At 41.5% G+C, this 25,133-nt stretch carries 26 protein-coding genes; 6 read left to right on the top strand and 20 right to left on the bottom strand.

Translation table 11 applies throughout. The features are described from left to right. Positions 1 to 25 precede the first annotated feature (25 nt). A complete protein-coding gene (locus tag MB09_RS09845) occupies positions 26 to 2,332 on the top strand; it encodes a M1 family metallopeptidase (RefSeq protein WP_045080719.1) in 2,307 nt (768 codons plus the stop codon). Between the two features lie 126 nt (positions 2,333 to 2,458). Further along, positions 2,459 to 2,746 carry a Sec-independent protein translocase subunit TatA/TatB gene (locus tag MB09_RS09840; protein WP_045080718.1) on the top strand — a complete coding sequence of 96 codons (288 nt, stop codon included), beginning with the start codon at positions 2,459 to 2,461 and terminating at the stop codon, positions 2,744 to 2,746. Here MB09_RS09840 and MB09_RS09835 read toward each other — a convergent pair. The 10 genes from MB09_RS09835 to MB09_RS09790 form a co-directional block, all read right to left on the bottom strand. Then, positions 2,743 to 3,384, bottom strand: a complete 642-nt coding sequence (locus tag MB09_RS09835) for an O-methyltransferase (RefSeq protein ID WP_045080717.1) — start codon at positions 3,382 to 3,384, stop codon at positions 2,743 to 2,745. The genes MB09_RS09840 and MB09_RS09835 overlap by 4 nt on opposite strands. Before the next feature lie 10 nt (positions 3,385 to 3,394). Then, positions 3,395 to 4,951, bottom strand: a complete 1,557-nt coding sequence (locus tag MB09_RS09830) for a peptide MFS transporter (protein ID WP_045080716.1) — start codon at positions 4,949 to 4,951, stop codon at positions 3,395 to 3,397. Positions 4,952 to 5,068: 117 nt separating this feature from the next. After that, positions 5,069 to 6,205: a hypothetical protein gene (locus MB09_RS09825; protein ID WP_045080715.1), complete on the bottom strand. Its 1,137-nt coding sequence runs from the start codon at positions 6,203 to 6,205 to the stop codon at positions 5,069 to 5,071. Then, positions 6,205 to 7,290, bottom strand: coding sequence for an amidohydrolase family protein (locus MB09_RS09820; RefSeq protein WP_045080714.1), 1,086 nt, complete (start codon positions 7,288 to 7,290; stop codon positions 6,205 to 6,207). The genes MB09_RS09825 and MB09_RS09820 overlap by 1 nt, the downstream gene beginning before the upstream one ends. 24 nt (positions 7,291 to 7,314) lie before the next feature. After that, a complete protein-coding gene (locus MB09_RS09815; protein WP_045080713.1) occupies positions 7,315 to 8,100 on the bottom strand; it encodes an SDR family oxidoreductase in 786 nt (261 codons plus the stop codon). 53 nt (positions 8,101 to 8,153) lie between these two features. Next, positions 8,154 to 9,602, bottom strand: coding sequence for an aldehyde dehydrogenase (locus tag MB09_RS09810; protein ID WP_045080831.1), 1,449 nt, complete (start codon positions 9,600 to 9,602; stop codon positions 8,154 to 8,156). Between the two features lie 21 nt (positions 9,603 to 9,623). Further along, positions 9,624 to 10,052, bottom strand: coding sequence for a RidA family protein (locus tag MB09_RS09805; RefSeq protein ID WP_045080712.1), 429 nt, complete (start codon positions 10,050 to 10,052; stop codon positions 9,624 to 9,626). Between the two features lie 92 nt (positions 10,053 to 10,144). Beyond that, positions 10,145 to 11,548, bottom strand: coding sequence for an FAD-dependent oxidoreductase (locus MB09_RS09800; protein ID WP_045080711.1), 1,404 nt, complete (start codon positions 11,546 to 11,548; stop codon positions 10,145 to 10,147). Positions 11,549 to 11,649: 101 nt separating this feature from the next. Next, the gene (gene kynU, locus MB09_RS09795) at positions 11,650 to 12,915 is read right to left on the bottom strand and encodes a kynureninase (protein WP_045080710.1); all 1,266 of its coding nucleotides are present in this window, start codon (positions 12,913 to 12,915) and stop codon (positions 11,650 to 11,652) included. A gap of 52 nt (positions 12,916 to 12,967) precedes the next feature. Further along, a complete protein-coding gene (locus MB09_RS09790) occupies positions 12,968 to 13,666 on the bottom strand; it encodes a hypothetical protein (RefSeq protein ID WP_045080830.1) in 699 nt (232 codons plus the stop codon). A 93-nt stretch (positions 13,667 to 13,759) separates the two neighbouring features. Between MB09_RS09790 and MB09_RS09785 the strand changes: the two genes are divergently transcribed. Continuing rightward, entirely contained in the window at positions 13,760 to 14,062 is a 303-nt protein-coding gene (locus MB09_RS09785) for a GNAT family N-acetyltransferase (protein ID WP_045080709.1), read from the top strand. A 32-nt stretch (positions 14,063 to 14,094) separates the two neighbouring features. Here MB09_RS09785 and MB09_RS16525 read toward each other — a convergent pair whose 3' ends face one another. Together MB09_RS16525 and MB09_RS15920 are read right to left on the bottom strand one after the other, a co-directional pair. Beyond that, complete coding sequence (locus MB09_RS16525) at positions 14,095 to 14,226, bottom strand: hypothetical protein (RefSeq protein ID WP_262480967.1); 132 nt, start codon at positions 14,224 to 14,226, stop codon at positions 14,095 to 14,097. A 36-nt stretch (positions 14,227 to 14,262) separates the two neighbouring features. Beyond that, positions 14,263 to 14,421 carry a lmo0937 family membrane protein gene (locus MB09_RS15920; RefSeq protein WP_014781235.1) on the bottom strand — a complete coding sequence of 53 codons (159 nt, stop codon included), beginning with the start codon at positions 14,419 to 14,421 and terminating at the stop codon, positions 14,263 to 14,265. Positions 14,422 to 14,578: 157 nt separating this feature from the next. Between MB09_RS15920 and MB09_RS16580 the strand changes: the two genes are divergently transcribed. Together MB09_RS16580 and MB09_RS16575 are read left to right on the top strand one after the other, a co-directional pair. Further along, complete coding sequence (locus tag MB09_RS16580; protein WP_317619481.1) at positions 14,579 to 14,989, top strand: class I SAM-dependent methyltransferase; 411 nt, start codon at positions 14,579 to 14,581, stop codon at positions 14,987 to 14,989. Positions 14,990 to 14,995: 6 nt separating this feature from the next. Next, on the top strand, positions 14,996 to 15,400 hold the full coding sequence (locus MB09_RS16575) for a hypothetical protein (protein ID WP_317619480.1): 405 nt from the start codon (positions 14,996 to 14,998) through the stop codon (positions 15,398 to 15,400). Between the two features lie 18 nt (positions 15,401 to 15,418). Here the strand turns inward: MB09_RS16575 and msrA are convergent, their stop codons facing one another. The 3 genes from msrA to MB09_RS09760 all read right to left on the bottom strand — a co-directional run bounded on the left by msrA (position 15,419) and on the right by MB09_RS09760 (position 18,080). Then, positions 15,419 to 16,090 carry a peptide-methionine (S)-S-oxide reductase MsrA gene (gene msrA, locus MB09_RS09770; protein WP_045080829.1) on the bottom strand — a complete coding sequence of 224 codons (672 nt, stop codon included), beginning with the start codon at positions 16,088 to 16,090 and terminating at the stop codon, positions 15,419 to 15,421. Between the two features lie 109 nt (positions 16,091 to 16,199). Continuing rightward, a complete protein-coding gene (locus MB09_RS09765; RefSeq protein WP_045080708.1) occupies positions 16,200 to 16,982 on the bottom strand; it encodes a zinc ribbon domain-containing protein in 783 nt (260 codons plus the stop codon). A 3-nt stretch (positions 16,983 to 16,985) separates the two neighbouring features. Further along, positions 16,986 to 18,080 carry a Nif3-like dinuclear metal center hexameric protein gene (locus MB09_RS09760; RefSeq protein WP_045080707.1) on the bottom strand — a complete coding sequence of 365 codons (1,095 nt, stop codon included), beginning with the start codon at positions 18,078 to 18,080 and terminating at the stop codon, positions 16,986 to 16,988. A gap of 103 nt (positions 18,081 to 18,183) precedes the next feature. Between MB09_RS09760 and lpxK the strand changes: the two genes are divergently transcribed. Then, positions 18,184 to 19,191 carry a tetraacyldisaccharide 4'-kinase gene (gene lpxK / locus MB09_RS09755; protein ID WP_045080706.1) on the top strand — a complete coding sequence of 336 codons (1,008 nt, stop codon included), beginning with the start codon at positions 18,184 to 18,186 and terminating at the stop codon, positions 19,189 to 19,191. On the opposite strand, the gene MB09_RS09750 is transcribed toward lpxK, so the two are convergent. The 5 genes from MB09_RS09750 to MB09_RS09730 all read right to left on the bottom strand — a co-directional run bounded on the left by MB09_RS09750 (position 19,192) and on the right by MB09_RS09730 (position 25,113). Then, positions 19,192 to 21,438, bottom strand: a complete 2,247-nt coding sequence (locus MB09_RS09750) for a response regulator (RefSeq protein WP_052671347.1) — start codon at positions 21,436 to 21,438, stop codon at positions 19,192 to 19,194. It abuts the gene before it with no gap. A 29-nt stretch (positions 21,439 to 21,467) separates the two neighbouring features. Continuing rightward, positions 21,468 to 22,466: a type I glyceraldehyde-3-phosphate dehydrogenase gene (gap, locus tag MB09_RS09745; RefSeq protein ID WP_045080705.1), complete on the bottom strand. Its 999-nt coding sequence runs from the start codon at positions 22,464 to 22,466 to the stop codon at positions 21,468 to 21,470. Between the two features lie 12 nt (positions 22,467 to 22,478). Continuing rightward, the gene (lipA, locus tag MB09_RS09740; RefSeq protein ID WP_045080704.1) at positions 22,479 to 23,351 is read right to left on the bottom strand and encodes a lipoyl synthase; all 873 of its coding nucleotides are present in this window, start codon (positions 23,349 to 23,351) and stop codon (positions 22,479 to 22,481) included. Between the two features lie 110 nt (positions 23,352 to 23,461). Then, the gene (locus MB09_RS09735) at positions 23,462 to 24,028 is read right to left on the bottom strand and encodes an RNA polymerase sigma factor (protein WP_045080703.1); all 567 of its coding nucleotides are present in this window, start codon (positions 24,026 to 24,028) and stop codon (positions 23,462 to 23,464) included. Next, positions 24,019 to 25,113: a glycosyltransferase gene (locus tag MB09_RS09730; RefSeq protein ID WP_045080702.1), complete on the bottom strand. Its 1,095-nt coding sequence runs from the start codon at positions 25,111 to 25,113 to the stop codon at positions 24,019 to 24,021. Before MB09_RS09730 ends, MB09_RS09735 begins: the two co-directional genes overlap by 10 nt. Positions 25,114 to 25,133 lie beyond the last annotated feature (20 nt).

Raw genomic sequence — 25,133 nt, 5'->3', positions numbered from 1 at the left:
AATCACTTTAAATTTCCCAATTAGTATGCGATTATTCAATTCCCTTTTATTTACGGCGCTTTTCCTCTTGGCGGGAACGGTTTCAGCCCAGGATGAAACAGATTCCCAAAAACGGGAGCCTGGCCATTATAACACAAACCGTTTTAAGCAGCTTTACGAAGAATTTTCAACCCCAAACATGTTCCGGACCGCAAGTGGAGCTCCCGGCCCCAGCTATTACCAGCAGCAGGCGGACTATGTTATGGACATAGAATTGGACGATAAAAACAAGAAGCTTTCGGGTTTTGAAACCATTACCTATTCAAATAATTCGCCCGACCCGCTTGAGTTTCTTTGGGTGCAATTGGACCAGAACAAAAGGGCAAAGGACTCAAAGTCGCCCTTGATTGAGCCTTCCGATGCACTGCCGGGCGATATGGCCGAAAATTTTGTAAAGAATTATATGGGAAATCCGTTTGACGGCGGGTTCAATATTTTGGAAGTAAAGGACGCTAAGGGTAATCCGTTGAAATATACCATCAACCAGACAATGATGCGGATTGATATGCCGAAAGTTTTAAAGCCCGGAGAAAAATTCGTCTTTTCAATAAAGTGGTGGTACAACATTAATGACCACGTAGTGGACCGTGCCCGTAGTGGGTACGAAACCTTTGAGGACGGTAATCGCGGTTATGTCATTGCCCAGTTCTATCCCCGGATGGCGGTTTATAATGATGTGGAAGGCTGGCAGAACAGCCAGTTTTGGGGAAGGGATGAATTTGCGCTGCCCTTCGGAAACTTTGAAGTGAACATAACCGTGCCCGCAGACCACATTCTGGATGCCACGGGAGAACTTCAAAATAGAAAGGATATTTTCACCAAGGAAATGATGGCGCGCTATGAAGCCGCCAAAAAATCATTTGACAAGCCTGTCGTCATCGTAACCCAAGCCGAAGCGGAAGCCGCTTCAAAAGGTTTTTCAACGGCAAAAAGAACCTGGAAATTTAAGGCCGAGAACGTGCGTGATTATGCCTTTGCAACTTCCCGAAAATACATTTGGGATATGATGGCCGTGAAAATGGGCAGTGGTTCCGTAATGGCGGTTTCACTGTATCCGCCCGAATCCAATCCACTTTGGGAAGATTGGTCCACCCGAGCGGTTGCCAGTACTTTAAAAACCTATTCTCGGATGACTTTTGATTATCCGTATCCTAAGGCAATTTCAGTAAGTGCAAAAAACCAGGGAATGGAATATCCCATGATTTGCTGGAACCACGGCCGCCCAAACAAAGATGGAACCATCAGCGACCGTACAAAATATGGAATGATAAGCGTGATAATCCACGAAGTGGGGCATAACTATTTCCCGATGATCGTAAATAGCGACGAGCGCCAATGGACCTGGATGGACGAAGGTTTGAATACCTTTACCCAATACGTTGCCGAACAGGATTTTGGAGAGCAATATCCCGAAGCCATTGCGCCCAATAAAAAATATCCATCGCGCCGCGGTCCCGCAAAAAACATTGTTGACTATATGGCCGGCGACCAAAGTCAGTTGGCGCCCATTATGACCAAGGGGCTCAATACCTATAATTTTGGCGCAAATGCCTACGCAAAGCCTGCAACGGCGCTCAACATTCTTCGCGAGACCATTATGGGCCGCGAGCTTTTCGATTTCGCCTTTAAAACCTACGCCAACCGCTGGATGTTTAAGCACCCTACGCCGGAGGATTTTTTCAGGACGATGGAAGATGCCTCCGCAGTCGATCTGGATTGGTACTGGAGAGAGTGGTTCTACACAACCGATTATGTGGATATTGGCGTGAAAGAGGTGAAGAAATTTTACGTTACTTCCAAAATAAATGCGGAAGCCAGACAAATGATGGACGCCAATGGTATAAAGGAGAGTGATTTGCCGCCTTTGGTATATTTTGTAAAAGAGGATAGTGAGGATTTTGAGGAAAGTATGCGCGATGTGAAAATTGAAGACGTAAAAACGCTTAAGGAATATATAGCCGATAATATTCCCGCGGAAGAGCGGGCCAACCTAAAAAATCCGAGATTTTTCTACGAGATTATATTTGAAAAGCCCGGAGGAATCCCGATGCCGATAATTGTACAGTTGACTTACAGCGATGGAAGCTCTGAAAGAATAACTTATCCTGCTGAAATATGGCGCAAAAATGATGAATCCGTTGGCAAGTTTTTTGGATCCGAAAAAGAAATTATCAAAATTGAGGTAGATCCAGACGAAGAAACCGCCGACATTGACACGAGCAACAATACGTGGCCAAAACGCAAAAAACTGGGTGCTTTTGACAAATTCAAAAATAAGACGAACCCCGATTAATAAAAAAAATTTCTAAAAATGCCCTTCTTCAATATTTATTGCGGAAGGGTTTTTTGTATGCTATCATTTTCAGAAAAACTCCTCGCACATCACCCGTAACTCATAACTCATTACTATATTTGCACCATGATTTCACAGGCAATCTTTCTTTTTATCAGCGGTGCCGAAATAGGTTTCATCCTGTTCATCGTGCTATTGGTATTTGGCGCAGACAAAATTCCCGAGATAGCACGCGGAATGGGCAAGGCTATGCGACAAGTAAAAGATGCCACCAACGATATTAAATCTGAAATAACCAAGAGCGCCGAAAAACAAGGGATTGATTTAGACATTACCAAAGATGTCCAAAAACAGATAGACCAAGTAAAAGAAGACGTTGATGAGGTTACTGGCCCTATCAAGCGAAAATTTTAAATCACCCTTGAAATGGTCAGTCCATCGCGGATGGGCAAAATCACCGTTTCCAGTTTGGGGTGTTCATTCAGCAATTTATTATACTGAAGAAGCGCCTTGGTGTCTTCGTCATCTTCCTTTAATTCTTCAACTACTTTTCCGCTCCAAAGTACGTTATCACTTAAAATTACGGAACCTTTTTTTAGCTTCGGAAGAATGATTTCCAAATAGTTGGGATAATTGTTTTTATCGGCATCAATAAACACCAAATCGAAGGTTTTCTCGAGCTTTGGAATAATATTCAACGCATTTCCCAAATGCTGAAAAATCTGTTTCCCGAAAGGCGATTCGTTAAAATATTTTCTTTGGAAATCAAACAATTCCTCGTTGATGTCTATGGTGTGGAGTTCCCCATTTTCTTGCATTCCTTCCGCCAAACAAAGTGCGGAATACCCCGTATAGGTTCCAATTTCCAAAATATTTTTCGGGCGAATCAATTTTGAAAGCATGCTCAAAACGCGACCCTGTAAATGGCCGCTCAGCATCCGCGGCTGCAACTGTTTTTGCCAGGTTTCGCGATTCAATCTTTGAAGCAATTCGGGTTCGGGTTGCGAATGTTTTTCAACGTAATCGTTTATTTTTTCGGGAAGAAAATCCATTTTGAAATTTTTAGTGAATGCCGCCCATCATTTTTTTGACAATTGGCGAAATAAGTATTGCAAATATACCAACAACCACGCTAATTACGCCAAAACTTGCATATACCGAAACGTAAGAAAACAACTGCTGAAACGCATCGCTTTGCCCCGAAGCTATCTGCGGCGATAATCCGGTGATGTATTTTGTAATATTTCCGAAGAATCCTTCTGAAAAAACGTTTGAATTTCCATTGGAAACTGTGGTGAGTTTCGCAATTTTTCCTGCGAAAAAGTGTCCGTAAAAATTAGCGGAAAACCACACGCCCATAATGAAAGCTACGTATTTTATGGGCGAAAGCTCCGTCATTTTTGAAAGCCCGATAGGCGAGAGGAAGAGTTCCCCAACGGTCAAAACCATGTAACCGATTACCAAATAGCTCATCGAGGTTCTCGCAAAATCGTCAACGCTGTGGGCCGAAAGGGCGAAAACGATAAAACCGAGACCGAGAAACAGCAATCCCAAACCAAACTTTACGGGCGAATTTGGATTGATTTTTCTTTGGCTTAAAAAAGTCCAAAGCATCGAAAACGGGATGGCGAAAAGTATGATGAACCCTGCATTGATACTATTGGTTCCAGCGGCGTCCATCCAAACCAGATTTACATTTCTATCGGCAAAAAGCGTCAGCGAACTTCCGGCCTGTTCAAAAATTGCTGCAAAAAGGGTGTATAAAATGGTGAAGTAAACGGCCACGAGCAATCGTTTTCTTTCCCTTGAAGTCACTTTTGTAAGAATATACCCAATGTAAAAAACCAAAAACGCTGAAACAATCCACACCAAATACCCTTCAAATTCATTAAAACGGACAAGCGTCGCAAAAACCCCAACCGAAGCGATGGAAGCCAAAACAATCCATTTCCCGCGATTTAACCCCAATTTTTTACGCTCGTAAAGCTGCTGATTTGGCACATGGCCCTTATTTCCGAAGACATTATTTTTCAACCCACTTTTAAAAACCAAAAGTCCGGTAACCATGCCAATTCCCGCCAAAACAAAGCCGTAATGCCAACCGTATGCAATGGCAAACCATGCGCATAAAAGCGGCGCGATGGCTGCGCCCAAATTTATTCCGAGGTAAAAAATTGTGAAGCCCGAATCGCGCCGCGCATCGCCCTGGGCATACAATTCGCCTACAAATGAGGAAATATTTGGTTTGAAAAATCCATTCCCAACAATAATCAATCCGAGGGAGCCATAAAAGAAAACGGGCATTTCAATAGAAAGGAAAAAATGCCCAAAAACCATCAAAATACCGCCGAGGATAATTGCTTTTCGATAGCCCAAAATTCTATCGGCCAAAATCCCGCCAATCATCGGCGTTACATAAACCAAAGACATATAAGCCGCATAAACCCCGAAAGCCATATCGTCGTCATATAGCAAATGTTTCGTCATATAAAGCACGAGCAGGGCGCGCATTCCGTAAAAGGAAAAGCGCTCCCACAATTCTGCAAAAAATAGATAAAGAAGTCCTTTTGGATGGCCGAAAAGTTGCGGTTGTTCCGCCTCGGAGATTACATTGCCCATAACTGAAAATTTAAGTTTGGACGAATGTAGAACGGATTGTAAGCGGAAACTTTCGCAGTTTCAAATTATACCAAAAAATAGCGGAATGTGATTAATTGTGAATGCGGTTACAATGAGTTACAAAAACGCTTTATAGTCTTTGTTTTCGGCGCTTTCTGAGAATTCCTCCAGCAGTCTTTTGTCGATTGAAATGTTATTCGGAACAATTCGCAAACGGTATTTGCTCTCGCCAATAAAGGTAAAAAGGTCGCGACGGTCGAGCTTTTGCGAATCGTCCAATTGAAGAATATCGTTGATGTTTTCGATAATTCGGGTGAGATAGGTTTGGTTTTTTATTTCACCACCAAGATTTACTGGAATGGTTTGCGAATCGCCTTCAGCAAACTTTCTTCGGATGGCAAATTTCAGCAGATTTTTATACTGCGTGGTTTTGGAACCGAAATCGATGGTTTGGTCGTAAATGTTTTTGGTGGGAATATTCAATTTTACCAAACTCCAATCCAAAAAATGGATTGTAATTTCATTCGGTTTTGGAGTACTCGCAAGCCGAATAACCCAAGTTGTCGCCAACACCAAAAAGATAGAAATCAAAGAAGTCTTTGCAATGATTTTGATGAAATTGTTGCTAAAATCATTTCCGAAGGTTAGGAAAACTTCAGAAATCTGGGAAACGAAAATTAAAACTATCACCAAAATCGAAATGACGCCAATCACTTTCAACCCGCGATAGGCAAAGGTTCTATAGAAGGAAACGCCTAGTAAATAACACAAAAAGGCAGAAAGCGACAAATCTGGAATTCCGCTTATGCGTATGTTTTTCACGATATTATTTTCGTTCAAAACAAAGGGCAACACGAAGGTGAGAATTGAGGTTAAAATGATGACCGCAATAATTTTTTTGATGTTTTTTTTGTTGTGATAAATAAAACCCGGCGCATAATAAAAGTAAAATAGCGCGAGCAACAAAAACATATTGTTGACGATAGAAAATAGGTTTACAGCAATATTGTAACCTTGGGTTTGTGTGTAGTTGAAAACAGTGCCCCCATAAATCCAGCAGCCCGAAAGCACCCAGACAAACATGGCGCAACTCAAATAGAGCAAACCTTTGTCAACCCTTTTTTGCGAATCGTCCTCCTCTAAAAGTTGGCTAAATCGGTTGCGGATGTTGAACCAAAGCGCGAGCAGCAAAACTCCGCCAAGAAAGGCGATGCAAATATGTGAAAGGATGTAAAACTTGGCTACTTCGGTCATTATTCGCCCAAAATTCTTTTGACTAATTTTTGTCTGGAAGCTTCGTCGTCGCCGCAAAGCCATTGTATCACGTTGTCTTCCCACATGGCATCGGCTTCTTCGAGGGTTACAATCTTTCGTTCCAAGGCCAGATCCAAAATTTTTCCAGGATAGGAAGATTGGGGGGCGCTCTCCATTTCACCCAGTGGATATGGGTCATCCAGCCCCACCAAAACCTGTTTGGCTCCCTGATTTCTTACCAACAATTCCAGGGAACCCGTATCGTGGACCAAGGTATCAAAGAAAATATTTTTGTGGCCAACAGCTTTCCGGGGATGCGTTTTTCCTTCAAAAAGATCGGGTCGACCGTCAAAGCCTTGGATTCTTCTTCCCAAATTTATCTGTGCCAACTGGCCGCCGTGGGCAAAACAGGTGCGCATTCCGGGATATTTATCTGCATAACCGTTCAGTGTTAAAAAATGATAGGCATCCGCACACTGCGCGAGCATCCAGATAAGGTGAAAACGCCAAGCCGTGTTTTCAAGTTTTATAAATTTTTCGCCATCGTAGGGATGGATTTCTACAGCGAGATTATATTTTGAAGCGAGTTCAAAAATAGGCTCGTTCTCCTCGTCAAAAATGCAGCGCCACGTACCAATGGTATCCATATAATGCGTGGGTAGGCACAGCAATTGCAGACCAAGTTCTTCCACACAGCGCTCCATTTCCCACATTGCCCCTTTGATCAGACCGGGATGTACCACAAAACCGCAGGTAAATTTTGATGGATGGTCGTGCTGTACCTTTGCGTTGAAATCATTCTGAAAACGCAATGCCTGCTTCATTTCTTCCACGCGCAGCCCGTTTCCGTAAAGTTGGGAAAGGTTTAAAACCACGGCGTGGTCTATTTTGAAACGCTCCATCCATTCCAGTTTTTCATTCAAAAAGAAACTGGAATCGGTAACGGGGCGGCTCCAATCTTTTTGGAGCATAAATTTTCGGTCCTTATCTACCCAAAAAATTCCTTTATCCTGCATAAACTGCGGAATTTCCTCGGGATAGGGAAGAAGGTGTGAGTGACCGTTGATGCGGAGTTTTCGTTTCATAAGAAAATTTAAAGAATGCTAAAGTTACAAACTTTTAGTGCGTCCACCATCTACTGGAAGGTTTATTCCGTTGATGTAGCTCGCGGCTTCACTGGCCAAAAATGCAACAGCATTTGCAATTTCACCCGGTTGGGCGAAACGCCTTGCCGGAACAAGACTTTTCATAAACTCACAGGCCTCTTTTTCGGTTTTATTCATGCGTTTTGCAGCATTTCCAACAATGTCATCCAACCGGTCAGTAGCTGTAAAACCTGGCAAAACGTTGTTCACCGTTATCCCGAATTGGCCCAACTCATTCGCCAGAGTTTTGCTCCAACTTGCAACCGCGCCGCGAATGGTATTGCTCACGCCCAGCCCGTCGATAGGCTGTTTTACCGAAGTGGAAATGACATTGATAATTCTGCCGTAATCAGCTTCCTTCATGCCGGGGACGAGCGCCTGTACCAAAATCTGGTTGCAAATTACGTGCATTGAGAATGCTTTTTCAAATTCCTCGGTTTCCGCGGAAACGATGGGACCGCCTTTTGGGCCGCCCGTGTTGTTTACCAAAATATGAAATGTTTTGTTGGAAGCGGCCAGCTCGGCCTTTTCCTTTACCTGTTTCGGATTGGTAAAATCCGCCACAAAATAGTTGTGTTTTTGGCCTTTTTCAAAAGGAAGGTCAATCAAAGTATCTTTTAATTTTGCTTCATCGCGGGCAACCAAAGTTACGGTCGCCCCAAGTTTTGCCAATTGAATAGCGGTTGCTTTTCCAATGCCAGCGGTGCTTCCGCAAACTAGGGCGTTTTTATCTGTTAAGTCTAAATTCATAGTCAATATTCAATGTTCAATTCTTAATTCTCAATTCTCAATATTTTTATTCCTCATCCCTCATACCTAATACAAACATTCTTCGCCTCCGTAAAAAATCGAAGTGCTTCAAAACCGCCTTCGCGACCCACGCCACTGTCTTTCATTCCGCCGAAAGGCGTGCGTAAATCACGGTTTAGCCAAGTGTTTACCCAAACAATGCCCGCTTCAATTTCTTTTGAAATGCGCATCGTGCGGTTCAAATCTGAAGTCCAAAGGGTTGATGACAATCCATATTTTACGGAGTTAGCCATTTGTAAAGCTTCTTCTTCAGTTTCAAAAGGCATTAATGTAACCACGGGACCGAAGATTTCTTCTTGGTTTACGCGGCATTGGTCATCAAATACCTCGATAACTGTTGGTTCTAAATAATAGCCGTTTTCAAAACCTTTTACGCTTACTCTGTTTCCACCGCAAAGGATTTTTCCGCCTTCTTTTTCGGCGAGTTTTATGTACGATTCCACTTTTTCCAAATGTGGTTTGGAAACCAAAGCGCCCAAATTGGTTTCGGCATCAAACGGATTCCCGATTTTTAGTTGTTTTACTTTTTCAACAAAATCTTTTTTGAATTTTTCGTAAATCGGTTTTTCAACAAAAATCCTGCTGCCGCAAAGGCAAATTTGGCCTTGGTTTGCGAAGGAGGAACGCACTGTTACTTCCAGCATTTTTTCATAATTGCAATCGGCAAAGATGAGGTTTGGGTTTTTTCCACCGAGTTCCAAAGAAAGTTTTTTGAACATTGGCGCTGCGGTTCGGGCAATGTGTTCACCGGTTTTGGTTCCACCTGTAAACGAAATTGCTTTAATGTTTTTATGCTCCACAATCGCTTGCCCTGTGGAAGGTCCCGTGCCGTGAACAATATTTAAAACTCCTTTTGGCAAACCAGCTTCGGAGCATATTTCACCTAAAAGAAAAGCCGTCATAGGGGTTACCTCACTGGGTTTTGCAATAACGCAGTTTCCAGCGGAGATTGCCGGGGCGATTTTCCAAGTAAATAAATATAACGGAAGGTTCCACGGCGAAATACAACCCACAACGCCGAGTGGCTGGCGCAAGGTAAAATTCATCGTATTCAACCCCACACTCTCGTGGGCTTCACTTGAAAACTGGGTGATTGCATTCCCAAAAAAACGGAAGTTTGCAGAAGCTCTCGGAATATCAACAGCCAACGCCAAACTCAAAGGTTTGCCATTGTCCTTTGCTTCGGCTTCAGCCAATTCCATTAATTTTTCGTCAATTAAATCGGCGATTTTTAGAAGAATTCTGCTGCGCTCGTCAATTGTTGTATTGCTCCATTTTGGAAAAGCATATTTTGCAGCTTGATAGGCATTTTCAATATCTTCAGTATTTGAATTTGCTATCTGCGAATACACTTCGCCATTGGAAGGATTGTAATTATCCAACCATTTTTTGGAAAGCGGTTCTATGTATTCGCCGTTTATGTAGTTTAGGATTTTCTGCATTTCACTCATAACTCTGCACTCTTAACTCTTAACTGGAGAATAAGCCATCGCCTTAATCTCCACAACCAAATAAGGATGCGGCAATTGATGCACGGCAACGGTAGTGCGCGTTGGTCCCGTTTCTTTATTAAAATACTCAGCGTAAACCTGATTGTAACCTGCAAAGTCATTCATATTTACCAAAAAACTTGTTACGTCCACAACATCTGCCATTGTTGCGCCTTCGGTGGCTAAATAATCTTTTATGTTTTCAAGCACGGCGCGGGTTTGTTCTTTTATATCGAAATGCATCGTGCCCATTTCGTCAATTTTATGAACGCCGGCAAATGTATTATCCGGCAGACGCGAACTTGTTCCGCTTATAAATATAAAATCGCCCACGCGTTTTACATGTGGATATGCGCCGCGCGGCGTTGCTTTTCCTTCTACTAATCTGCTTTTGTTACTCATTCTATTACTTTTTTGTCACACTGAGCGCAGTCGAAGTGTTTTTAAGTTACAATTTCAATCGGGCTTCAACTGCGCTCAGCCTGACATTTTGTTTATTTTAAATTTCCGGCCACTTCATCATCGTGAAGAATGGCTTCGGTTTCTTTTTTTACCAGTTCCAGTTTTTCTTTTAGCGACATTTCATCTTTAATTTTTCCGTCGTCCAAAAGATTTAAAATTGCTTTGTCCTGTGCGCGTCCACGTTTCAATGCTTCTGAATAGGTGATTGATTCCTTAAAGGTAACCAAAGAATATTTGCTGTAATACTCGTCGGGAAATTCTGCTTCAAAAGCGGTTTCCAGCTTTCTTTTCCTTTGGAAAATTTCCATTGCGGTGTGCTCTTTCATTTCGTGGAAATTATCGACAGCCAAATCTGCAATTGCGTCTGTATCTTTTTTCCGAAGGGCTTCGTATTCCTTGAAAAGATTGTTCCAATTGATATTTTCTTCAGAAGTATATTTCTCTAGAATTTCATCAAAAACCACCACGTCTTCAAAGGATGCATTCATTCCCTGTCCGTAAAAAGGAACGATTGCGTGTGCGGCATCGCCCATTAAAAGCACTTTTCCGAAACTATTCCAAGGGGAACATTTTACAGTTCCCAAAGGCCCAGTTGGGTTTCCGAAAAATTCCTCTGCAAGGTTTGGAATCATTTCTACCACATCGGGAAATTCTTTGTTGAAATATTCGTGCACCATTTCTGGCGTAGTCAAATTTGCAAAACAGTAATCGCTGTTTTCATACGGCAGAAATAACGTAACGGTAAAACTTCCATCCAGATTTGGCAGGGCAATCAGCATATCTTCGCCACGCGGCCAAATGTGCAAGGCGTTTTTATAGGTTCTATATCCGTTGTTTTCTGCGGCTGGAATTTCAAGTTCTTTGTAACCGTGGCTGAGCCATTGCTGCAAAAAACTAAAAAGAAACTTGTGACTCTCAAACATACTTTTGCGAACCGCCGAGCCTGCGCCATCAGTACCGAAAATTACATCAGCTTCTATTTTTATTTCTTTTTTTGAATTGAAATCCTTGAATATTGCCGAAGCATTTTCCAAATCAACTTCTTCACAAGCGTGGTTGAAAATTATATTGACGTTCGGCATTTTTTCAGCTTCATCGAGTAAAAGCATATTCAGTCCGGGCCTGGATATCGAATTGATGTATTCGTCTTTTCTGCCGCTATAAGGACTCAAAAAAGTGTTTCCCGCTTTGTCGTGAATCATCCGGCCGTGCATTGGGATACAGAGTTTTTTGGCTTCTTCCTCAACGCCCGCAAGCCTTAAACCGCGCAACCCGCGATCGCTCAAGGCCAAGTTAATGGAACGTCCGGCATCTTGGGTTACTTTGCGCAAATCGGGGCGTTTTTCAACCAGGGTTATTTCATAGCCACGCTGTGCCATTCGCAATGCGAGAAGGCTCCCGCAGAGGCCTGCGCCGATGATTAGGATTTTGTTCATTGTTTATAATTATTTTTTATGACTTATGACGGTAAGACATAAGACATAGGACTATTAATGATTGCAAAAGGGTCTTACGTCCAAAGTCTTAAAGTCGTATGTCAATTCTTCAAAACATCTTTTAATTTTTCCGAAAAACGATACACATCCTCAAAACTATTGTAAAGTGGGGCAGGGGCTACACGGATTACGTCGGGCTCACGCCAATCACTAATTACGCCAGTTTCGGTCAATTTTGTGTGTAAATTTTTATCGGCATTTTTCACTTGAATTGAAAGTTGGCAGCCACGTTCTTCGGGATTTCTTGGAGTGATTACGTTGATTGCATCATTTTTCATTTCGTCTAACAAAAACTCCAAATAGCCCGTGAGTTTTTCAGATTTCTTCCGAAGGTTTTCAAAACCCGCTTCCGCAAAAGTATCCAAAGAAGCACGAATGGCAGCCATTGAAAGTATCGGCGGATTGCTGAGTTGCCAACCCTCGGCTCCGGGAAGCGCATCAAACCCTTGGCGCATATTGAAACGCGTTTTTTTGTTGTGCCCCCACCAGCCTGCAAAACGGTTCAATTTTTCATTGTTTGCGTGACGTTCGTGCACAAAGCACCCGCCAAGACTTCCCGGGCCGCTGTTTAAATATTTATAGGTACACCAAACGGCAAAATCGGCTCCAGTTTCGTGTAGATTTGGCTGAATATTTCCTGCGCCGTGTGCCAAATCGAAACCTACCTTGCAATTATATTTATGGCCGAGTTCGGTAATTTTTTTCAGGGGAAAGGATTGTCCTGTATAATAATTGGTGCTGCCTATCATCAACAAAGCGATTTCGTTGCCGTGGGTTTTCATAATTTCTTCCAAATCCTCAAAACGGCAGAGTTCCTCGCCTTTTCGGGGTTTCCAAAGAATCAATCCGTCTTTTGGGTCGAAACCGTGGAATTTGAGTTGGCTTTCAACGGCGTATTTATCGCTTGGGAAAGCGTCGCTTTCAACCACAATTTTATATTTTGTTTTTGTAGGCTGGTAAAAGGAAACCATCATTAAATGAAGGTTCGTCGTCAGCGTATTCATCACCACAACTTCCGAAGGTTTTGCGCCAACGATTTTCGCCATGTTTTCGGTAAGGAATTCGTGGTATGGAAGCCACGGATGTTTTCCTTCCACGTGGCCTTCAACACCCAGATTTGCCCAATCTGCAAGCTCTTCCTTTATATATTCTGAAGTGATTTTTGGTTGCAAGCCGAGGGAATTTCCGCAGAGATAAATAAGTTCTTTGCCAGTGGTATCTTTGGGAATGTGGAATTTATTTCGGAAAGCGGCCAAAGTATCTTCGGCATCATGCTTTTTTGCGTATTCTAAGGAATTTTGAAACATTTGAATGGGTTGGGTTTTGGATTTTAACAAAAATAGGGAACTAATTACAAGCTTATTTTTTCACCGAAATATCGGTAAAATACAATTTGAAGTTACCCGTGCTATCCTTGTGCATTTTTGCAATTTCTATTCCGTTGAAATTTTCATAATCCTCCCAAGTAGTACTCATAGAGGGAGTTTCGGCATTTCCTTTTCTATAGTTCCATTCCTTTATTTTGAAATTTTCATCATAAAAAAAATCGTATGCATCGCCGGGCGTATAGCCGCCCTCATTTCCATAAACGATGGTTAGTTGGCTTAGGGTGTCTTTGGAAATGGGCGCCACGGTATGTTCTTTCTCTGAAACTGTAATTCCATCATCCCAGACCAATTGAAAGGGGGCGAGAAGCCAGTATTTATCGTTTATAAAGGCTGCGTCAGTTTTCATGCTCAGACTGTCCATTTTGGTTCTGTTATATCGTACGGTGTCTTTTTGGGAAACCATTTTTATATCACTTGTCTTAGGATTCCAGGTCCACGAGCGTTCAAAATGATTCCCGCCGCGATCCACATTAAAGGTAAATGAGATTTCTGAAACATCTTTCCACGCTTCGTAACCATTCGCATTTGCTATGCGTTGGACATTAGTGAGGTTGCTCAGTGAGTCACTGTTCATAAATGATTTTTCGGCGGAAGCTTCCTTTGACTTTTGATTGTTATTGCAGCCGGCTAGGACTACCATTACTATTACTGCGGTACAGATGATCTTCATAAATTGATAAGTTTTTTTGTAAAAGTAAGGAATACTTTTGGCTTTCATATTTTTTGTATTTTTATTGTATTCAATCAATAAACTCCCAAAGGCATGCGTGTAATTGACAATAAAGAGGAAAATAGATTTGAAGCCGAGGTTGATGGCTATAACGCAATTATTGAATATTCGGTGCAACCCGGTATTTTATCTTTAAACCATACCGAGGTGCCCGAGGAACTTTCGGGCAGGGGTATAGCCAGTGAAATGACCGAAAAGGTTTTACTGCAAATAGAATTAAGAGGACTGAAAGTTATTCCCGTTTGTCCCTTCACAAAGAATTATATTGAAAAACATTCTGAATGGAAATCCATAGTGGCAAACGAGGCCAAAAAGAAAAAGCCCTCCCAAGATTAACTGGAAGGACTTTTATGGATATATAGATAAAATTAATCTACAGCATCTTCAATATCGTCTGCTACGTCTTCAACTTCGTCGCCTACGGTTTTGTTTTCGCGGCAGCTAGTAAAGCTTGTTGCCATCAAGCCTGCTGCAAATAAAATTAAGAATACTTTTTTCATATTAGTTTGTTGTTTAAGGGTTAAAATTAAAATTGATTAAGGTCTGCGGCCAGTTGCTAATCGGTACAGAATACCAATAATTGCTAAGACCAGTAAAATGTGAATTAGGCTTCCAACAGCTTCACCGAAACCGAAGTAACCTACGAGCCATCCTATAATAAGGAGTACTACAATTAACCAGATGATGTCACCCATAATTTTAGTTTTTTAAAGTTAGTATTTCTAAAACTACAACAAAACATTTCAGATTTAAATTATTTTAACCGATGTTTAACGAAAATCGTAAATAAATTTGAAAAATGTTATCGAATATTTTTTTTGTGTTAGAGCTTAATTATTAAAATTTAAGAAAATGAATGAAGCAGAAATGTTTGAAACCAATCGCAATACTTGGAATGCCAAAGTTCCTGTGCATGCCGATAGTGAATTTTATGATTTGGCCAATTTTAGAAAAGGCAAGTCATCGCTGAATAAATACGAAATGGAAGCCTTTGGCGAGGTTTGTGGACAAAATATTTTGCATCTTCAGTGTCATTTTGGGCAGGATACGCTAAGTCTTGCGCGAATGGGTGCCAAATGTACGGGCGTTGATATTTCTGATGAAGCAATCAAATTGGCAAAGCAATTGAACACAGAATTGAAACTTGATGCGAAGTTTGTTTGTTGCAATGTTTTGGATACTTCACAATTTGTTTCCGAAAAATTTGATATTGTTTTTACAAGCTACGGAACGATAGGTTGGTTGCCCGATTTAAAACCGTAGGCGCAGATGATTTCGGAACGGTTAAAGCCCGGCGGATTTTTTTATATTGTAGAATTCCATCCCATTGCTTGGATCTTTGATTATACTGTTTCGCCACCAATTATGAAATATGGCTACCAACAAAAAGAAGCGATTTATGAGGAATACCAAGGTACGTATGCCGATAAAAATTCAAAAATGGTGAGCAAGGAATATGGCTGGAACCATAGTTTGGGTGAAGTGATATCTTCGCTTGCCGAAGCAGGACTTCAAATAGAATATCTAAAAGAACATGATGCTTCTCCTTATGATATATTTCCGGGACTAATAAAAAATGAAGAAGGAATGTTTGAGCTCCCCAACAAAATGTATCCTTTGGTTTTTGAAGTGAAAGCAACAAAAAATTCCACAACCGAAGCTGTGGAATTGTAATGGTTTATTTTTATAAAATTAATGGGTGGAATCCTCTTTTAATAACTCCGGAAACTTCTCCTTAAATCGATTTAACCGCGGAATGGAAACATTTTGAATGTACGGATTATCGGGGTTGTTCCGCTCGTAATTTTGGTGGTACGCCTCAGCTTTCCAAAATTTTTGAAAAGGCAAAACCTGTGCAGCAACTTTGTCGCCATTCAATTGCTTATTTAATGCGGAAATCTTTTCATCAATTATTTTCTTTTCAGCATCATTCTGGTAAAAAATAATGGAACGATAGGATGTGCCGTGGTCAGGGCCTTGACCGTTTACCTGAGTTATATTCTGTGAGCCGAAATACACATCAACCAATTGGCTGAAACTCACAACTACGGGGTCGTAAATAACCTCTACCGCTTCGGCGTGGTCAGCGTGGTTTTGATAAGTTGGGTTTTTCGTTTCGCCGCCGCTGTAGCCGGAAATGGCTTCCTTTACGCCCTTTACGCTTTCATAAATAGCTTCCACGCACCAAAAGCAACCACTTGCAAAATACGCTTTTTTTAAACCCTCAACGGTTTCAGTCTGTACGGGGGTTTGTTCTTTTTGGGCAATGGCTTCAGCCTGTTTATTGCTATCGTTTGAAGGCTTGCAGGCTCCCGGAACCGAGAACAATAAAATACCTGCAATAAGAAATGTGATTTTTTTCATAGTGATTATTTTCTGTAATTGGTCTTCTTCAACTGGAAAACCTTGCATTTAAAGTACAAAAAAAGCCCTCACAATATGTGAAGGCTATGTTATATTTAAGGATATTCTTTTATTTAAGCTTCGCAAATTTGGCTTCCATCTTTTCACGCTCTTCGGCGGCCAAGTCTGGATCGACCAAGATTCGTCCACTGTGCTCGTCAGTAATTATTTTTTTACGACCGGCAATCTCCATTTGCACTTGTGGAGGAATGGTAAAGAAAGAACCTCCAGAAGCACCACGCTCCACAGGAACTACGGCCAAACCGTTTTTCACATTGGTGCGAATGCGTTTGTAGGCTTTAATAAGTCGAGGCTCAATTTGGGATTCAAAGTTTTCAGATTCCTTGATAAGCGTTTGCTCTTCCTTCTCGGTCTCTTTCAAGATTTCGTCCAGCTCGTTTTGCTTGTGCTTTAAATGCTCAGAGCGCTCGTCAAAACGTCCTTTGGTTTCTTCAATTACTTGGTTCTTTTGCTCAATCTGTGCGCGATATTCCTTGATGTTTTTTTCCGCAAGTTGAATTTCAAGCTCTTGGAATTCAACTTCTTTACTCAAGGAGTTATATTCGCGATTATTTCGAACATTATCCTGTTGTGCAGTATATTTCTTGATGAGAGCCTTAGACTCTTCAATATTGTTCTTTTTTTCCTTGATTTGCTCTTCAATTACTTCAAGGTCTGCCTTAAGCTTTTCCAAACGGGTGTTCATTCCTGCCACCTCGTCCTCAAGATCTTCCACTTCCAGCGGAAGTTCGCCACGAACGCTTCTTATTTCATCAATTCTGGAATCGATAAGCTGCAAATCGTACAGTGCTCTTAACTTCTCTTCAACAGTAACTTCGGTTTTTGTTGCCATAAATTATAAATAGCTAATAGGATTGGTATTTATTTGTGATAAAAGGACTGCAAAATTAGTAATTTTTTTCTTAAGGAAAGAATGTAAAAGCTCTTTTGTGAACTGTTCGCTTTCATAATGTCCAATATCTGCCAAAAGTAGTGTGTTTTCTGCCTTAAAGAAGTCGTGGTATTTAAAATCTGCCGAAATAAATGCATCGGCGCCCGCATTTTTTGCGGCATCGATTGCAAAAGCTCCGCTTCCACCGAGAACCGCAACCTTCTTAATTGGTTTATCCAGCAATGCGGAATGCCGCACGCAATCCGTTTTCATGGTTTTCTTTAGAAATTTTAAGAATTCGTTTTCTTCCATTCCTTGTTCCAGTTCTCCGACCATTCCCATCCCCAAATGTTGGTTTTGGTTTTCGAGTGTAGTAATTTCATAAGCTACTTCTTCGTACGGATGCGCTTCAAACAAGGCTTTTAAAATATTGCTTTGGATGTGTTTCGCAAAAGTAATCCCAATTTGGGTTTCTTCTTCAAAATGTGTTTCGCCCTTTTTTCCGATTACGGGATTGGAGGCTTCATTGCCCTTAAAACTACCTTTTCCCTCAATATTGAAACTGCAATTTTCATAATTGCCAATATTGCCTCCACCAACTGCAAAGAGGGCGTTTCTAACTTTCTCCGCATCTTTTGTGGGAGCAAATGTTATGAGTTTTTTAATGGTTTCGTTTTGTGGCATTAACACCGAACGATTTTTCAACCTGAGCTTTTCGCAGATCATTGCATTTACGCCGTTCCAGGAATTGTCCAGCGCGGTATGATTTGAGAATATGGCGATGTCGTGTTTTATTGCTTTTTGCACCACGCGTTCCACGTAGGTTTTTCCAGTAATTTTTTTCAGGCCCGAGAAAATAATCGGGTGAAAGCTCACGATGAGGTTGCAGTTTTTTTCAATGGCTTCATCCACCACTTTTTCAAGCGTATCCAGCGTTACCAAGATTCCCGAGACAGTGGCGTTGGCATCGCCGACCAACAGACCGGTATTGTCAAAATCTTCGGAATAGGAGAGCGGGGAGAGCTCTTCAAGCAGTGCGATTACTTCTTTTACCTTCATTTTTCTACATTTTCGGTAAAGATAACGGTTTGCCCAATTTTTAGCGGCTCTATTTTTATTTTAAAGCAATCCTCAATTTCTGCGGAATTAGTACTTTCGTTAAATGAATTTTCTGCGGAAGTTATTATTTCCTTTTTCAATCCTGTACGGCGGCATTACTGCGCTCCGCAACTTTTTTTATAACAAGGGGATTTTGAAAAGCAAAAGCTATGATTTTCCGGTTATCTGCGTGGGAAACCTTTCCACGGGCGGCACGGGAAAATCGCCGATGATAGAATTACTGGTTTCTTTTTTAAAGGACACTAATAAGATTGCCGTTTTGAGTCGCGGTTATAAACGGAAAACTTCCGGTTACCGCGAAGTTTTAACTGAAAGTACTGCGGAAGAAGTAGGCGACGAGCCGCTTCAGTTTAAGAAGAAATTTCCCGAAATAACCGTTGCCGTATGCGAAGATCGGCAAACAGGAATTGAAGAATTACAGAACAGGGCAGACGTAATTTTGCTCGACGATGCCTTTCAACATAGAAAGGTAACCGCCTCCTTGAACATTTTGCTCACTTCCTTTGATGAACTGTATGTGGACGACTGTATGCTGCCCGCGGGAAATCTTCGGGAACCGAAATTTGGCGCACGTAGAGCAGATATAATTGTTGTAACGAAATGTCCCGATTCTATTTCCGATTCCAAAATCGACGCCATAAAGCGAAAGTTGAAACCGAAACCAAATCAGGAATTATATTTTTCAAAAATCGGTTATGCTTCCGAAATAAAAAATTCAAAAGAAGAAAAACCGCTTTCCTATTTAAAAGATCGGAAATTCCTTTTGGTAACGGGCATTGCCAATCCCAAACCGTTGATCGAGTTTTTGAAGGGCGAAGGGTTGAACTTTGACGAAAAATCATTCCCCGACCATCATAATTTTACCGTTTCTGAAATTGAGGAGTTGCAAAAGCAGTCCTTAATACTGACGACCGAAAAGGATTTTATGCGGTTGCAGCCAATTTCAAACACTACGGAAATCTACTATTTGCCAATAAAAACCGTGATTTTGAAGGATGAAGAGGCGAAATTTAAAAGTAGTATTGAGAAAGCGATAAAAGAGAAATCGTAGTTACTTCACCAAAAAATCATTGCTGCGTAGCACGCGGTTTATCTTTTCAAAAAAGTCTTCGGCATTGAAAGGTTTTGGTATAAATTCATTGAAACCCGCTTTATAAAAATCCTCTAAATTTTCCTCAATAGTAATTGCGGTAAGAGCGATGATGGGAACGGTTCTGTTAAATTCACGAATCTTTTTCGTGGCCTCTATTCCGCTAATTCCCGGCATGTGGATGTCCATGAGGATTACGTCAAAATCTTGTTCTTTGGCGTGCTTTATGGCATCCATCCCGTTATCTACTACGGTGCACGACATTTTTTTCTTTTCAAGAATTTTCTTGGTAATCATCTGGTTGATTTTGTTGTCTTCCACAATCATCACTGATTTTTTTTCAAATATGTCATTGTCCAATACAACCTCCATATTTTTAGGGTCAACTATATTGGTTTCCGACTCCGCAATATCATAACTTATATTGAACCAAAATTTGGAACCTTCGCCCAGCTTACTCTCAAGGAATATTTTGCTGCCCATAAGTTCCAATAGATTCTTTACGATAGAGAGGCCAAGACCCGTTCCCCCGTATTTTCGGTTTATCTGAAGTGAACCTTGCGAGAACGATTCAAATATGGTGTTTTGTTTCTTTTTGGAAATCCCGTCTCCCGTATCTTCCACTTCAAAATGGACCACTACCTTTTTGGCGGTTTTTTCGGCATTTTTTACCCGTACCCAGATATCACCATTTTCGGTAAACTTGATGGAGTTGCTGATAAGGTTGATAAGGATTTGTGAAATTTTCAGGGAATCGCCCATCACTTCATTTGGCAAAGTTGGGTCGTATTCGTAATGAACATTGTTGTTTTTGGCTTCCGCAGATTTCTTTAATGCAATCAACACCCCGTCTATCCGCTTTTTCAGATTGAAGGGTGCTTTTTCAATTTCAACCTTATTGGCCTCTAACTTATTGAGGTCTAGAATATTGTTGATTAAAGATAACAGATATTCACCAGAGAATTTTAATGAATTTAGATGCTCTCTTTGTTCCGGCTTCGGATCTTCTTCCAAAAGCAGGTGCGTTAGCCCGGTTACCGTGTACATAGGCGTTCGCAACTCGTGGGTAATGGTTGAGAGAAACTGTGCCTTTGCCTGCGAAGCTTTTTCAGCATTTTCTTTTGCCTCCTGCAACTCGGTGTTTTTGTCCTGCAACAGTTCGTTTGCCTTGGCCCTTAAATTATTGTTTTTATAAAGTGATAGCGTTAAGAGCGAAAGGATCAAAATGAGGGCAATACTAAGCCAGCCTGTAAGTTTCCCAAAAAATAGCGATTTTTCCTGTTTTGTGAGGTCGTCTTGTTGGGTCGCTATTATTTCGTTCAAATCGCCAATGGCAGATTCCGCTTGAATGCCGCGTTCTATTGCTTTAAGATGGGCCTGTCGCAATGAATCCTTTCTATTGAAATAGTATTTTAGTTCTTCTTCTGCTTCAGAATTCTTTTTTTCAGCAATCAAAATCTGCGATTTAATGCGATGGTTTTCCACAATGAATTTTGTGAAACCTTGGGAATGCGAAATCTCAGAAACTTTCTGCAATAGCTCTTTTGCCTCCCTCAGTGGATTGGCATATACCTGTGGGTTAATGAGCGAAAGCGCGTCGGCAATGCTGCTGTAGGCGCTTACTTCGTGGTAAAGCATATCCTGGTCAAGGTAGCTTTGCGCAGCAGGCTTTAAATGGGAGATAGCCGTTTCGTAATCGCCGAGTCGCATTTCCAGCAATCCCTTGGCGTATAGCACATTTGCTTTGCTTTTTTCATCTTCAAGTTCGGAAAAAATTGAATCTGCCTTATGAAGATATTGTTCGGCCAATTCAATTCTTCCTTTAGAAACGAGAATGATCCCTGCCAGATTATAAGCTTTGCCTAGCTTATACGTATTTTTATAGGTTTTGCCATTTTCAATGGCCTTTTTTGTTTCTTCTAATGCTTTATCAAAATACTCCAGATTATAATAAAGCTCTGCTATGCTCAACTCCACGTCGGGTTTATAGCTTCTATATTTGGGCAGCATGGCCAGTTTATTGGCATCGTTCAGATTTTTCACCGCTTCCATAAAATTTTCGGTCTCCAGCGCTTTGCTAGCCGAATATTGAAGTTGTTTTATGGCAACAATAGTGTCCTTAATTTGCGCGGAAAGAGAATTGACTGAAACCAGCAAACACAAAACAAGGGGCAAGAAAATCTTGTATTTTAAAATCAGTCGGTGCATTGGTTGGTTTAAAGGGGCAATAAATATAGTTATTTCACTGAAATTTTGTCAATTAAATCTATAATTCTGGACGAATAGCCAATTTCATTATCATACCATCCGATTATTTTAACCATCTTGCCAATTACCGAGGTCATTCCCGCATCAAAAATGCATGAATTTGTATTGCCTACAATGTCAATGGAAACGATAGGGTCTTCGGTATATTGAAGAATTCCGGCAAGTGAATTTTCGGAAGCGTTTTTGAAGGCAGTGTTTATTTCTTCTATTGAAACTTCCTTTTTCACATTGAGGGTTACGTCTGTCAAGGAACCATTTGGAACGGGCACCCGGATGCCGCAACCGCCGATTACTTCAGAAAATTCCGGAAATATTTTGGTCAAAGCCTTTGCTGCGCCCGTGGTTGTGGGCACAATGGATTGTCCCGCCGCGCGCGCACGGCGCAGGTCCCTATGGGGCTGGTCGTGCAAGCTTTGGTCGGTGGTGTAAGAGTGGACCGTGGTGATGTAGGCCTGCTCAATGCCGCAGAGTTCATTGATTATTTTCAACATTGGGGCGGCATTATTGGTGGTGCAGGACGCGTTAGATATAATTAAATCATCCGCATTTAGTATATTGTCGTTTACGCCAATTACAACGGTTTTGATATCATCGTCCGACGGTGGTACGGAGAGAATTACCTTTTTTGCGCCATTTCTTAAATGGTTTTCAAGTTGTGACTTGGTTTTGAATTTGCCCGTGCATTCTATCACCACATCAATCTTTCCCCAAGAAATATCTGCTATGTTTTTTTCCGAGGAAAATTTCACCTTCTTTCCGGCAACGGTAATCACGTTTTTTGAATGTGAAATATCTTCCTTTAAAACCCCGTGAATGCTGTCATATTTTAGCAGATGACTTAGCGTTTTGGAATCGGCCAAATCATTTACCGCAACCACCTCAATAGTAGGATGGTCCAGCAGTAACCTAAAAAGGTTTCGGCCAATGCGGCCAAAACCATTAATGCCAACGGTTGTTTTTTCTTGCATTTCAGAAATTATTTAGGTAAGATGCTTTTGCGCCTTGTACGAAGAACGTACCAGAGCCCCGCTTTCCACGTGGCGGAAACCCATTTCCAAACCAATGGTCTCATATTTTTTGAACTGTTCGGGCGTAATAAATTCCTTTACCGGAAGATGCTTTTTGGAAGGTTGCAAGTACTGCCCAATGGTCAATACATCCAGCCCCACGCTGCGCAAATCTTTCATGGTTTGAATTATTTCTTCTTCCATTTCTCCCAAACCGAGCATGATACCGCTTTTGGTGCGAAGGTTGCCCGACTGTTTCAGGTAATTCAATACTTCAAGACTGCGTTCATATTTAGCCTGTATCCGTACCTCGCGTGTTAGGCGCTTTACTGTTTCCATATTGTGGCTCACAATTTCGGGCCGCACGGCTATTATGCGGTCTATGTTTCGGGTGTTGCCCTGAAAATCTGGAATTAAAGTTTCCAAAGTAGTCTCTGGATTCATGCGGCGAATCGCCTTCACGGTTTCGGCCCAAATAATAGAGCCCATATCCTTCAAATCATCACGGTCAACAGAGGTTATAACCGCGTGCTTTATATTCATTAATTTAATGGAGCGCGCAACTTTTTCAGGCTCGTCCCAATCTATGGTTTCGGGACGTCCGGTTTTCACCCCGCAGAAACCGCAGGAGCGGGTACAGATGTTTCCCAAAATCATAAAGGTGGCCGTGCCCTCGCCCCAGCATTCGCCCATATTTGGGCAGCTACCGGAGGTGCAGATGGTGTGCAGTTTATATTTTTCAACCACGCCGCGCAGTTCGGTATATTTTTTTCCTGTGGGAAGCTTTACGCGAATCCATTTAGGTTTGGGCGTGGGCTTTTGAATTTCCAAAGTTTCTGTGCTCATAAGGGAAACAAAAGTACGAAAAAAAGCCCCCTAACACCCAAGAGGGGAACCTCATTTTTTTGGAATTCGGTCCCAAAAACTATCGGGATGATTTTTGGGATTTGTATTTCCTACCCTTTCTGCGTAATTATTTCTGCCAGAAGTTTTCTGGCCCGAAGCAGTCTCACTTTTACATTGTTTAAAGGTTCCTCCAAGGTTTCGGAGATTTCATTGTAGCTCATTTCCTGAAAATACCGCAGGTTTATTACTTCCTGATAATGCGGTTTCAGTTGTTTAATGTAGCGTAAAAGCTCGGCGAGATTTTGCTCCCGAATCAATTTGTCCTCCGGGGTGGGCGAGTGGTCCGCAATTTTCTGCACCTGCTCGTTGGAAGCGTCTGTTGTATTGGAATAGATGGAAGCGTTTTTTTTGCGAGTTTTGTCTATTTGGATATTTTTCGAAATGGCAATCAGCCAGGTTGAAAAGGTGTAGTTTTCGTCAAAAGTCTCAATTTTATCAAAAGCTTTTGCGAAGGTTTCAATGGTGATGTCCTCGGCTTCGTGCTCGTTCCTGACCCTTTTCATTTGAAAGCCATACACTTCGTTCCAAAAATAATCCAACAAGAATTTGAAAGCGCCCTGTTTGCCCTTTTTTGCCTTTTCAATATGTAGTGCTATTTCTTCCGAAGTTATTTCCATCGCGAGTTTTTTTCGCTGCTGTTGGAAATAAAGATACTTAATTGTGTGAAGACTAAAAACAATTCGTAAAAAGGAATGAACGGTACCAAATCCTGCTCTTTCAGTTTTTTTGCGGCGCTTCCCACTATAATATACTGAAATACAAGGCGAATGAAAATTATGGCCAACGCAAAATACCAAAAATCTGTAAACAGGGTGGCGATTGCCAGTAACCAAAATAATAAATTAGTCGCGTAATAAGTCGCCAAGAGAAAACGGTGCTTGGGTTTGTAGAGTTTAGCGGTGGAATAATGCCTCTTTTTTTGAAGAAGCCATTTTTTCCTTTTCTTCTTAGGATGGGAATATGTAAAGGCTTTTGGTTCCACACAAAGGGCGACATTTTTGGAAGTAGCGGCTTCATTCACAAAAAGGTCGTCATCGCCCGAAGGTATTTTAATATGGTTCATATAGCCATTATTTTCATAGTAAAGATTGCTTGTATAAGCCAAATTGCGGCCCACGCCCATATATGGGTTTCCGGCTTGGGCGTATGAAAAATATTGCACGGCCGTCATTAATGTTTCAAATCGGATTATTTTGTTCAAGAATCCGGGCTGCTTTTCATAGGCGCCGTAACCGAGAATCAACTGTTTTTCATCGGAAAAATTGGAGGCCATCGTCGCCAGCCAATCCTCGGAGGCTGGGTAACAATCGGCATCCGTGAACACCAGCCGCGTGTTTTTTGCGCGTTTTATTCCCAAGGTGAGGGCATATTTTTTGTTGGCCCAAAAAGCTTCGTTGTTTTTTACGTTTACAATTTGGATTCGTGAATCGTCCTCGGCAAAACCTTCCATAACCTCCAGTGTCTCGTCAATCGAGGCATCGTTTATAAGTATGATTTCAAAATTGGGATATTGCTGTTTTTGCCAAAGCGGAATGTGCTTTTGAAGATTTTCAGCTTCGTTCTTGGCACAAATTATTAGGGAAAGTGGATATTTTTCCGAAGTGGTTTTCTCGGAAGTTTTAAAAAAAGCAAATTTCGAAAAGAGAAGGTAATAAGCACAGTTAATCAACGCAATTGCGCCGAAAACGTAAAGTAGCACCATACAGATTTATGATTGTAATT

Origin of the sequence: Aequorivita vladivostokensis (genome assembly GCF_000952855.1) — a bacterium.
Lineage (GTDB): Bacteria > Bacteroidota > Bacteroidia > Flavobacteriales > Flavobacteriaceae > Aequorivita > Aequorivita vladivostokensis.
This window is presented reverse-complemented; position numbering and strand designations above follow the sequence as displayed.

What these genes read in the sequence shown, in the direction of transcription:
- MB09_RS16525 (WP_262480967.1), bottom strand. Translation starts at nt 14,226, where the DNA reads ATGAAAAAAGTATTCTTAATTTTATTTGCAGCAGGCTTGATGGCAACA.
- MB09_RS09800 (WP_045080711.1), bottom strand. Translation starts at nt 11,548, where the DNA reads ATGAACAAAATCCTAATCATCGGCGCAGGCCTCTGCGGGAGCCTTCTC.
- MB09_RS09805 (WP_045080712.1), bottom strand. Translation starts at nt 10,052, where the DNA reads ATGAGTAACAAAAGCAGATTAGTAGAAGGAAAAGCAACGCCGCGCGGC.
- MB09_RS16580 (WP_317619481.1), top strand. Translation starts at nt 14,579, where the DNA reads ATGAATGAAGCAGAAATGTTTGAAACCAATCGCAATACTTGGAATGCC.
- lpxK (WP_045080706.1), top strand. Translation starts at nt 18,184, where the DNA reads ATGAATTTTCTGCGGAAGTTATTATTTCCTTTTTCAATCCTGTACGGC.
- MB09_RS09815 (WP_045080713.1), bottom strand. Translation starts at nt 8,100, where the DNA reads ATGAATTTAGACTTAACAGATAAAAACGCCCTAGTTTGCGGAAGCACC.
- MB09_RS09810 (WP_045080831.1), bottom strand. Translation starts at nt 9,602, where the DNA reads ATGCAGAAAATCCTAAACTACATAAACGGCGAATACATAGAACCGCTT.
- lipA (WP_045080704.1), bottom strand. Translation starts at nt 23,351, where the DNA reads ATGAGCACAGAAACTTTGGAAATTCAAAAGCCCACGCCCAAACCTAAA.
- MB09_RS09785 (WP_045080709.1), top strand. Translation starts at nt 13,760, where the DNA reads ATGCGTGTAATTGACAATAAAGAGGAAAATAGATTTGAAGCCGAGGTT.
- MB09_RS09825 (WP_045080715.1), bottom strand. Translation starts at nt 6,205, where the DNA reads ATGACCGAAGTAGCCAAGTTTTACATCCTTTCACATATTTGCATCGCC.
- kynU (WP_045080710.1), bottom strand. Translation starts at nt 12,915, where the DNA reads ATGTTTCAAAATTCCTTAGAATACGCAAAAAAGCATGATGCCGAAGAT.
- MB09_RS09765 (WP_045080708.1), bottom strand. Translation starts at nt 16,982, where the DNA reads ATGGCAACAAAAACCGAAGTTACTGTTGAAGAGAAGTTAAGAGCACTG.
- MB09_RS09750 (WP_052671347.1), bottom strand. Translation starts at nt 21,438, where the DNA reads ATGCACCGACTGATTTTAAAATACAAGATTTTCTTGCCCCTTGTTTTG.
- MB09_RS09790 (WP_045080830.1), bottom strand. Translation starts at nt 13,666, where the DNA reads ATGAAGATCATCTGTACCGCAGTAATAGTAATGGTAGTCCTAGCCGGC.
- msrA (WP_045080829.1), bottom strand. Translation starts at nt 16,090, where the DNA reads ATGAAAAAAATCACATTTCTTATTGCAGGTATTTTATTGTTCTCGGTT.
- MB09_RS09735 (WP_045080703.1), bottom strand. Translation starts at nt 24,028, where the DNA reads ATGGAAATAACTTCGGAAGAAATAGCACTACATATTGAAAAGGCAAAA.
- gap (WP_045080705.1), bottom strand. Translation starts at nt 22,466, where the DNA reads ATGCAAGAAAAAACAACCGTTGGCATTAATGGTTTTGGCCGCATTGGC.
- MB09_RS09820 (WP_045080714.1), bottom strand. Translation starts at nt 7,290, where the DNA reads ATGAAACGAAAACTCCGCATCAACGGTCACTCACACCTTCTTCCCTAT.
- MB09_RS16575 (WP_317619480.1), top strand. Translation starts at nt 14,996, where the DNA reads ATGATTTCGGAACGGTTAAAGCCCGGCGGATTTTTTTATATTGTAGAA.
- MB09_RS15920 (WP_014781235.1), bottom strand. Translation starts at nt 14,421, where the DNA reads ATGGGTGACATCATCTGGTTAATTGTAGTACTCCTTATTATAGGATGG.
- MB09_RS09835 (WP_045080717.1), bottom strand. Translation starts at nt 3,384, where the DNA reads ATGGATTTTCTTCCCGAAAAAATAAACGATTACGTTGAAAAACATTCG.
- MB09_RS09830 (WP_045080716.1), bottom strand. Translation starts at nt 4,951, where the DNA reads ATGGGCAATGTAATCTCCGAGGCGGAACAACCGCAACTTTTCGGCCAT.
- MB09_RS09730 (WP_045080702.1), bottom strand. Translation starts at nt 25,113, where the DNA reads ATGGTGCTACTTTACGTTTTCGGCGCAATTGCGTTGATTAACTGTGCT.
- MB09_RS09760 (WP_045080707.1), bottom strand. Translation starts at nt 18,080, where the DNA reads ATGAAGGTAAAAGAAGTAATCGCACTGCTTGAAGAGCTCTCCCCGCTC.
- MB09_RS09845 (WP_045080719.1), top strand. Translation starts at nt 26, where the DNA reads ATGCGATTATTCAATTCCCTTTTATTTACGGCGCTTTTCCTCTTGGCG.
- MB09_RS09840 (WP_045080718.1), top strand. Translation starts at nt 2,459, where the DNA reads ATGATTTCACAGGCAATCTTTCTTTTTATCAGCGGTGCCGAAATAGGT.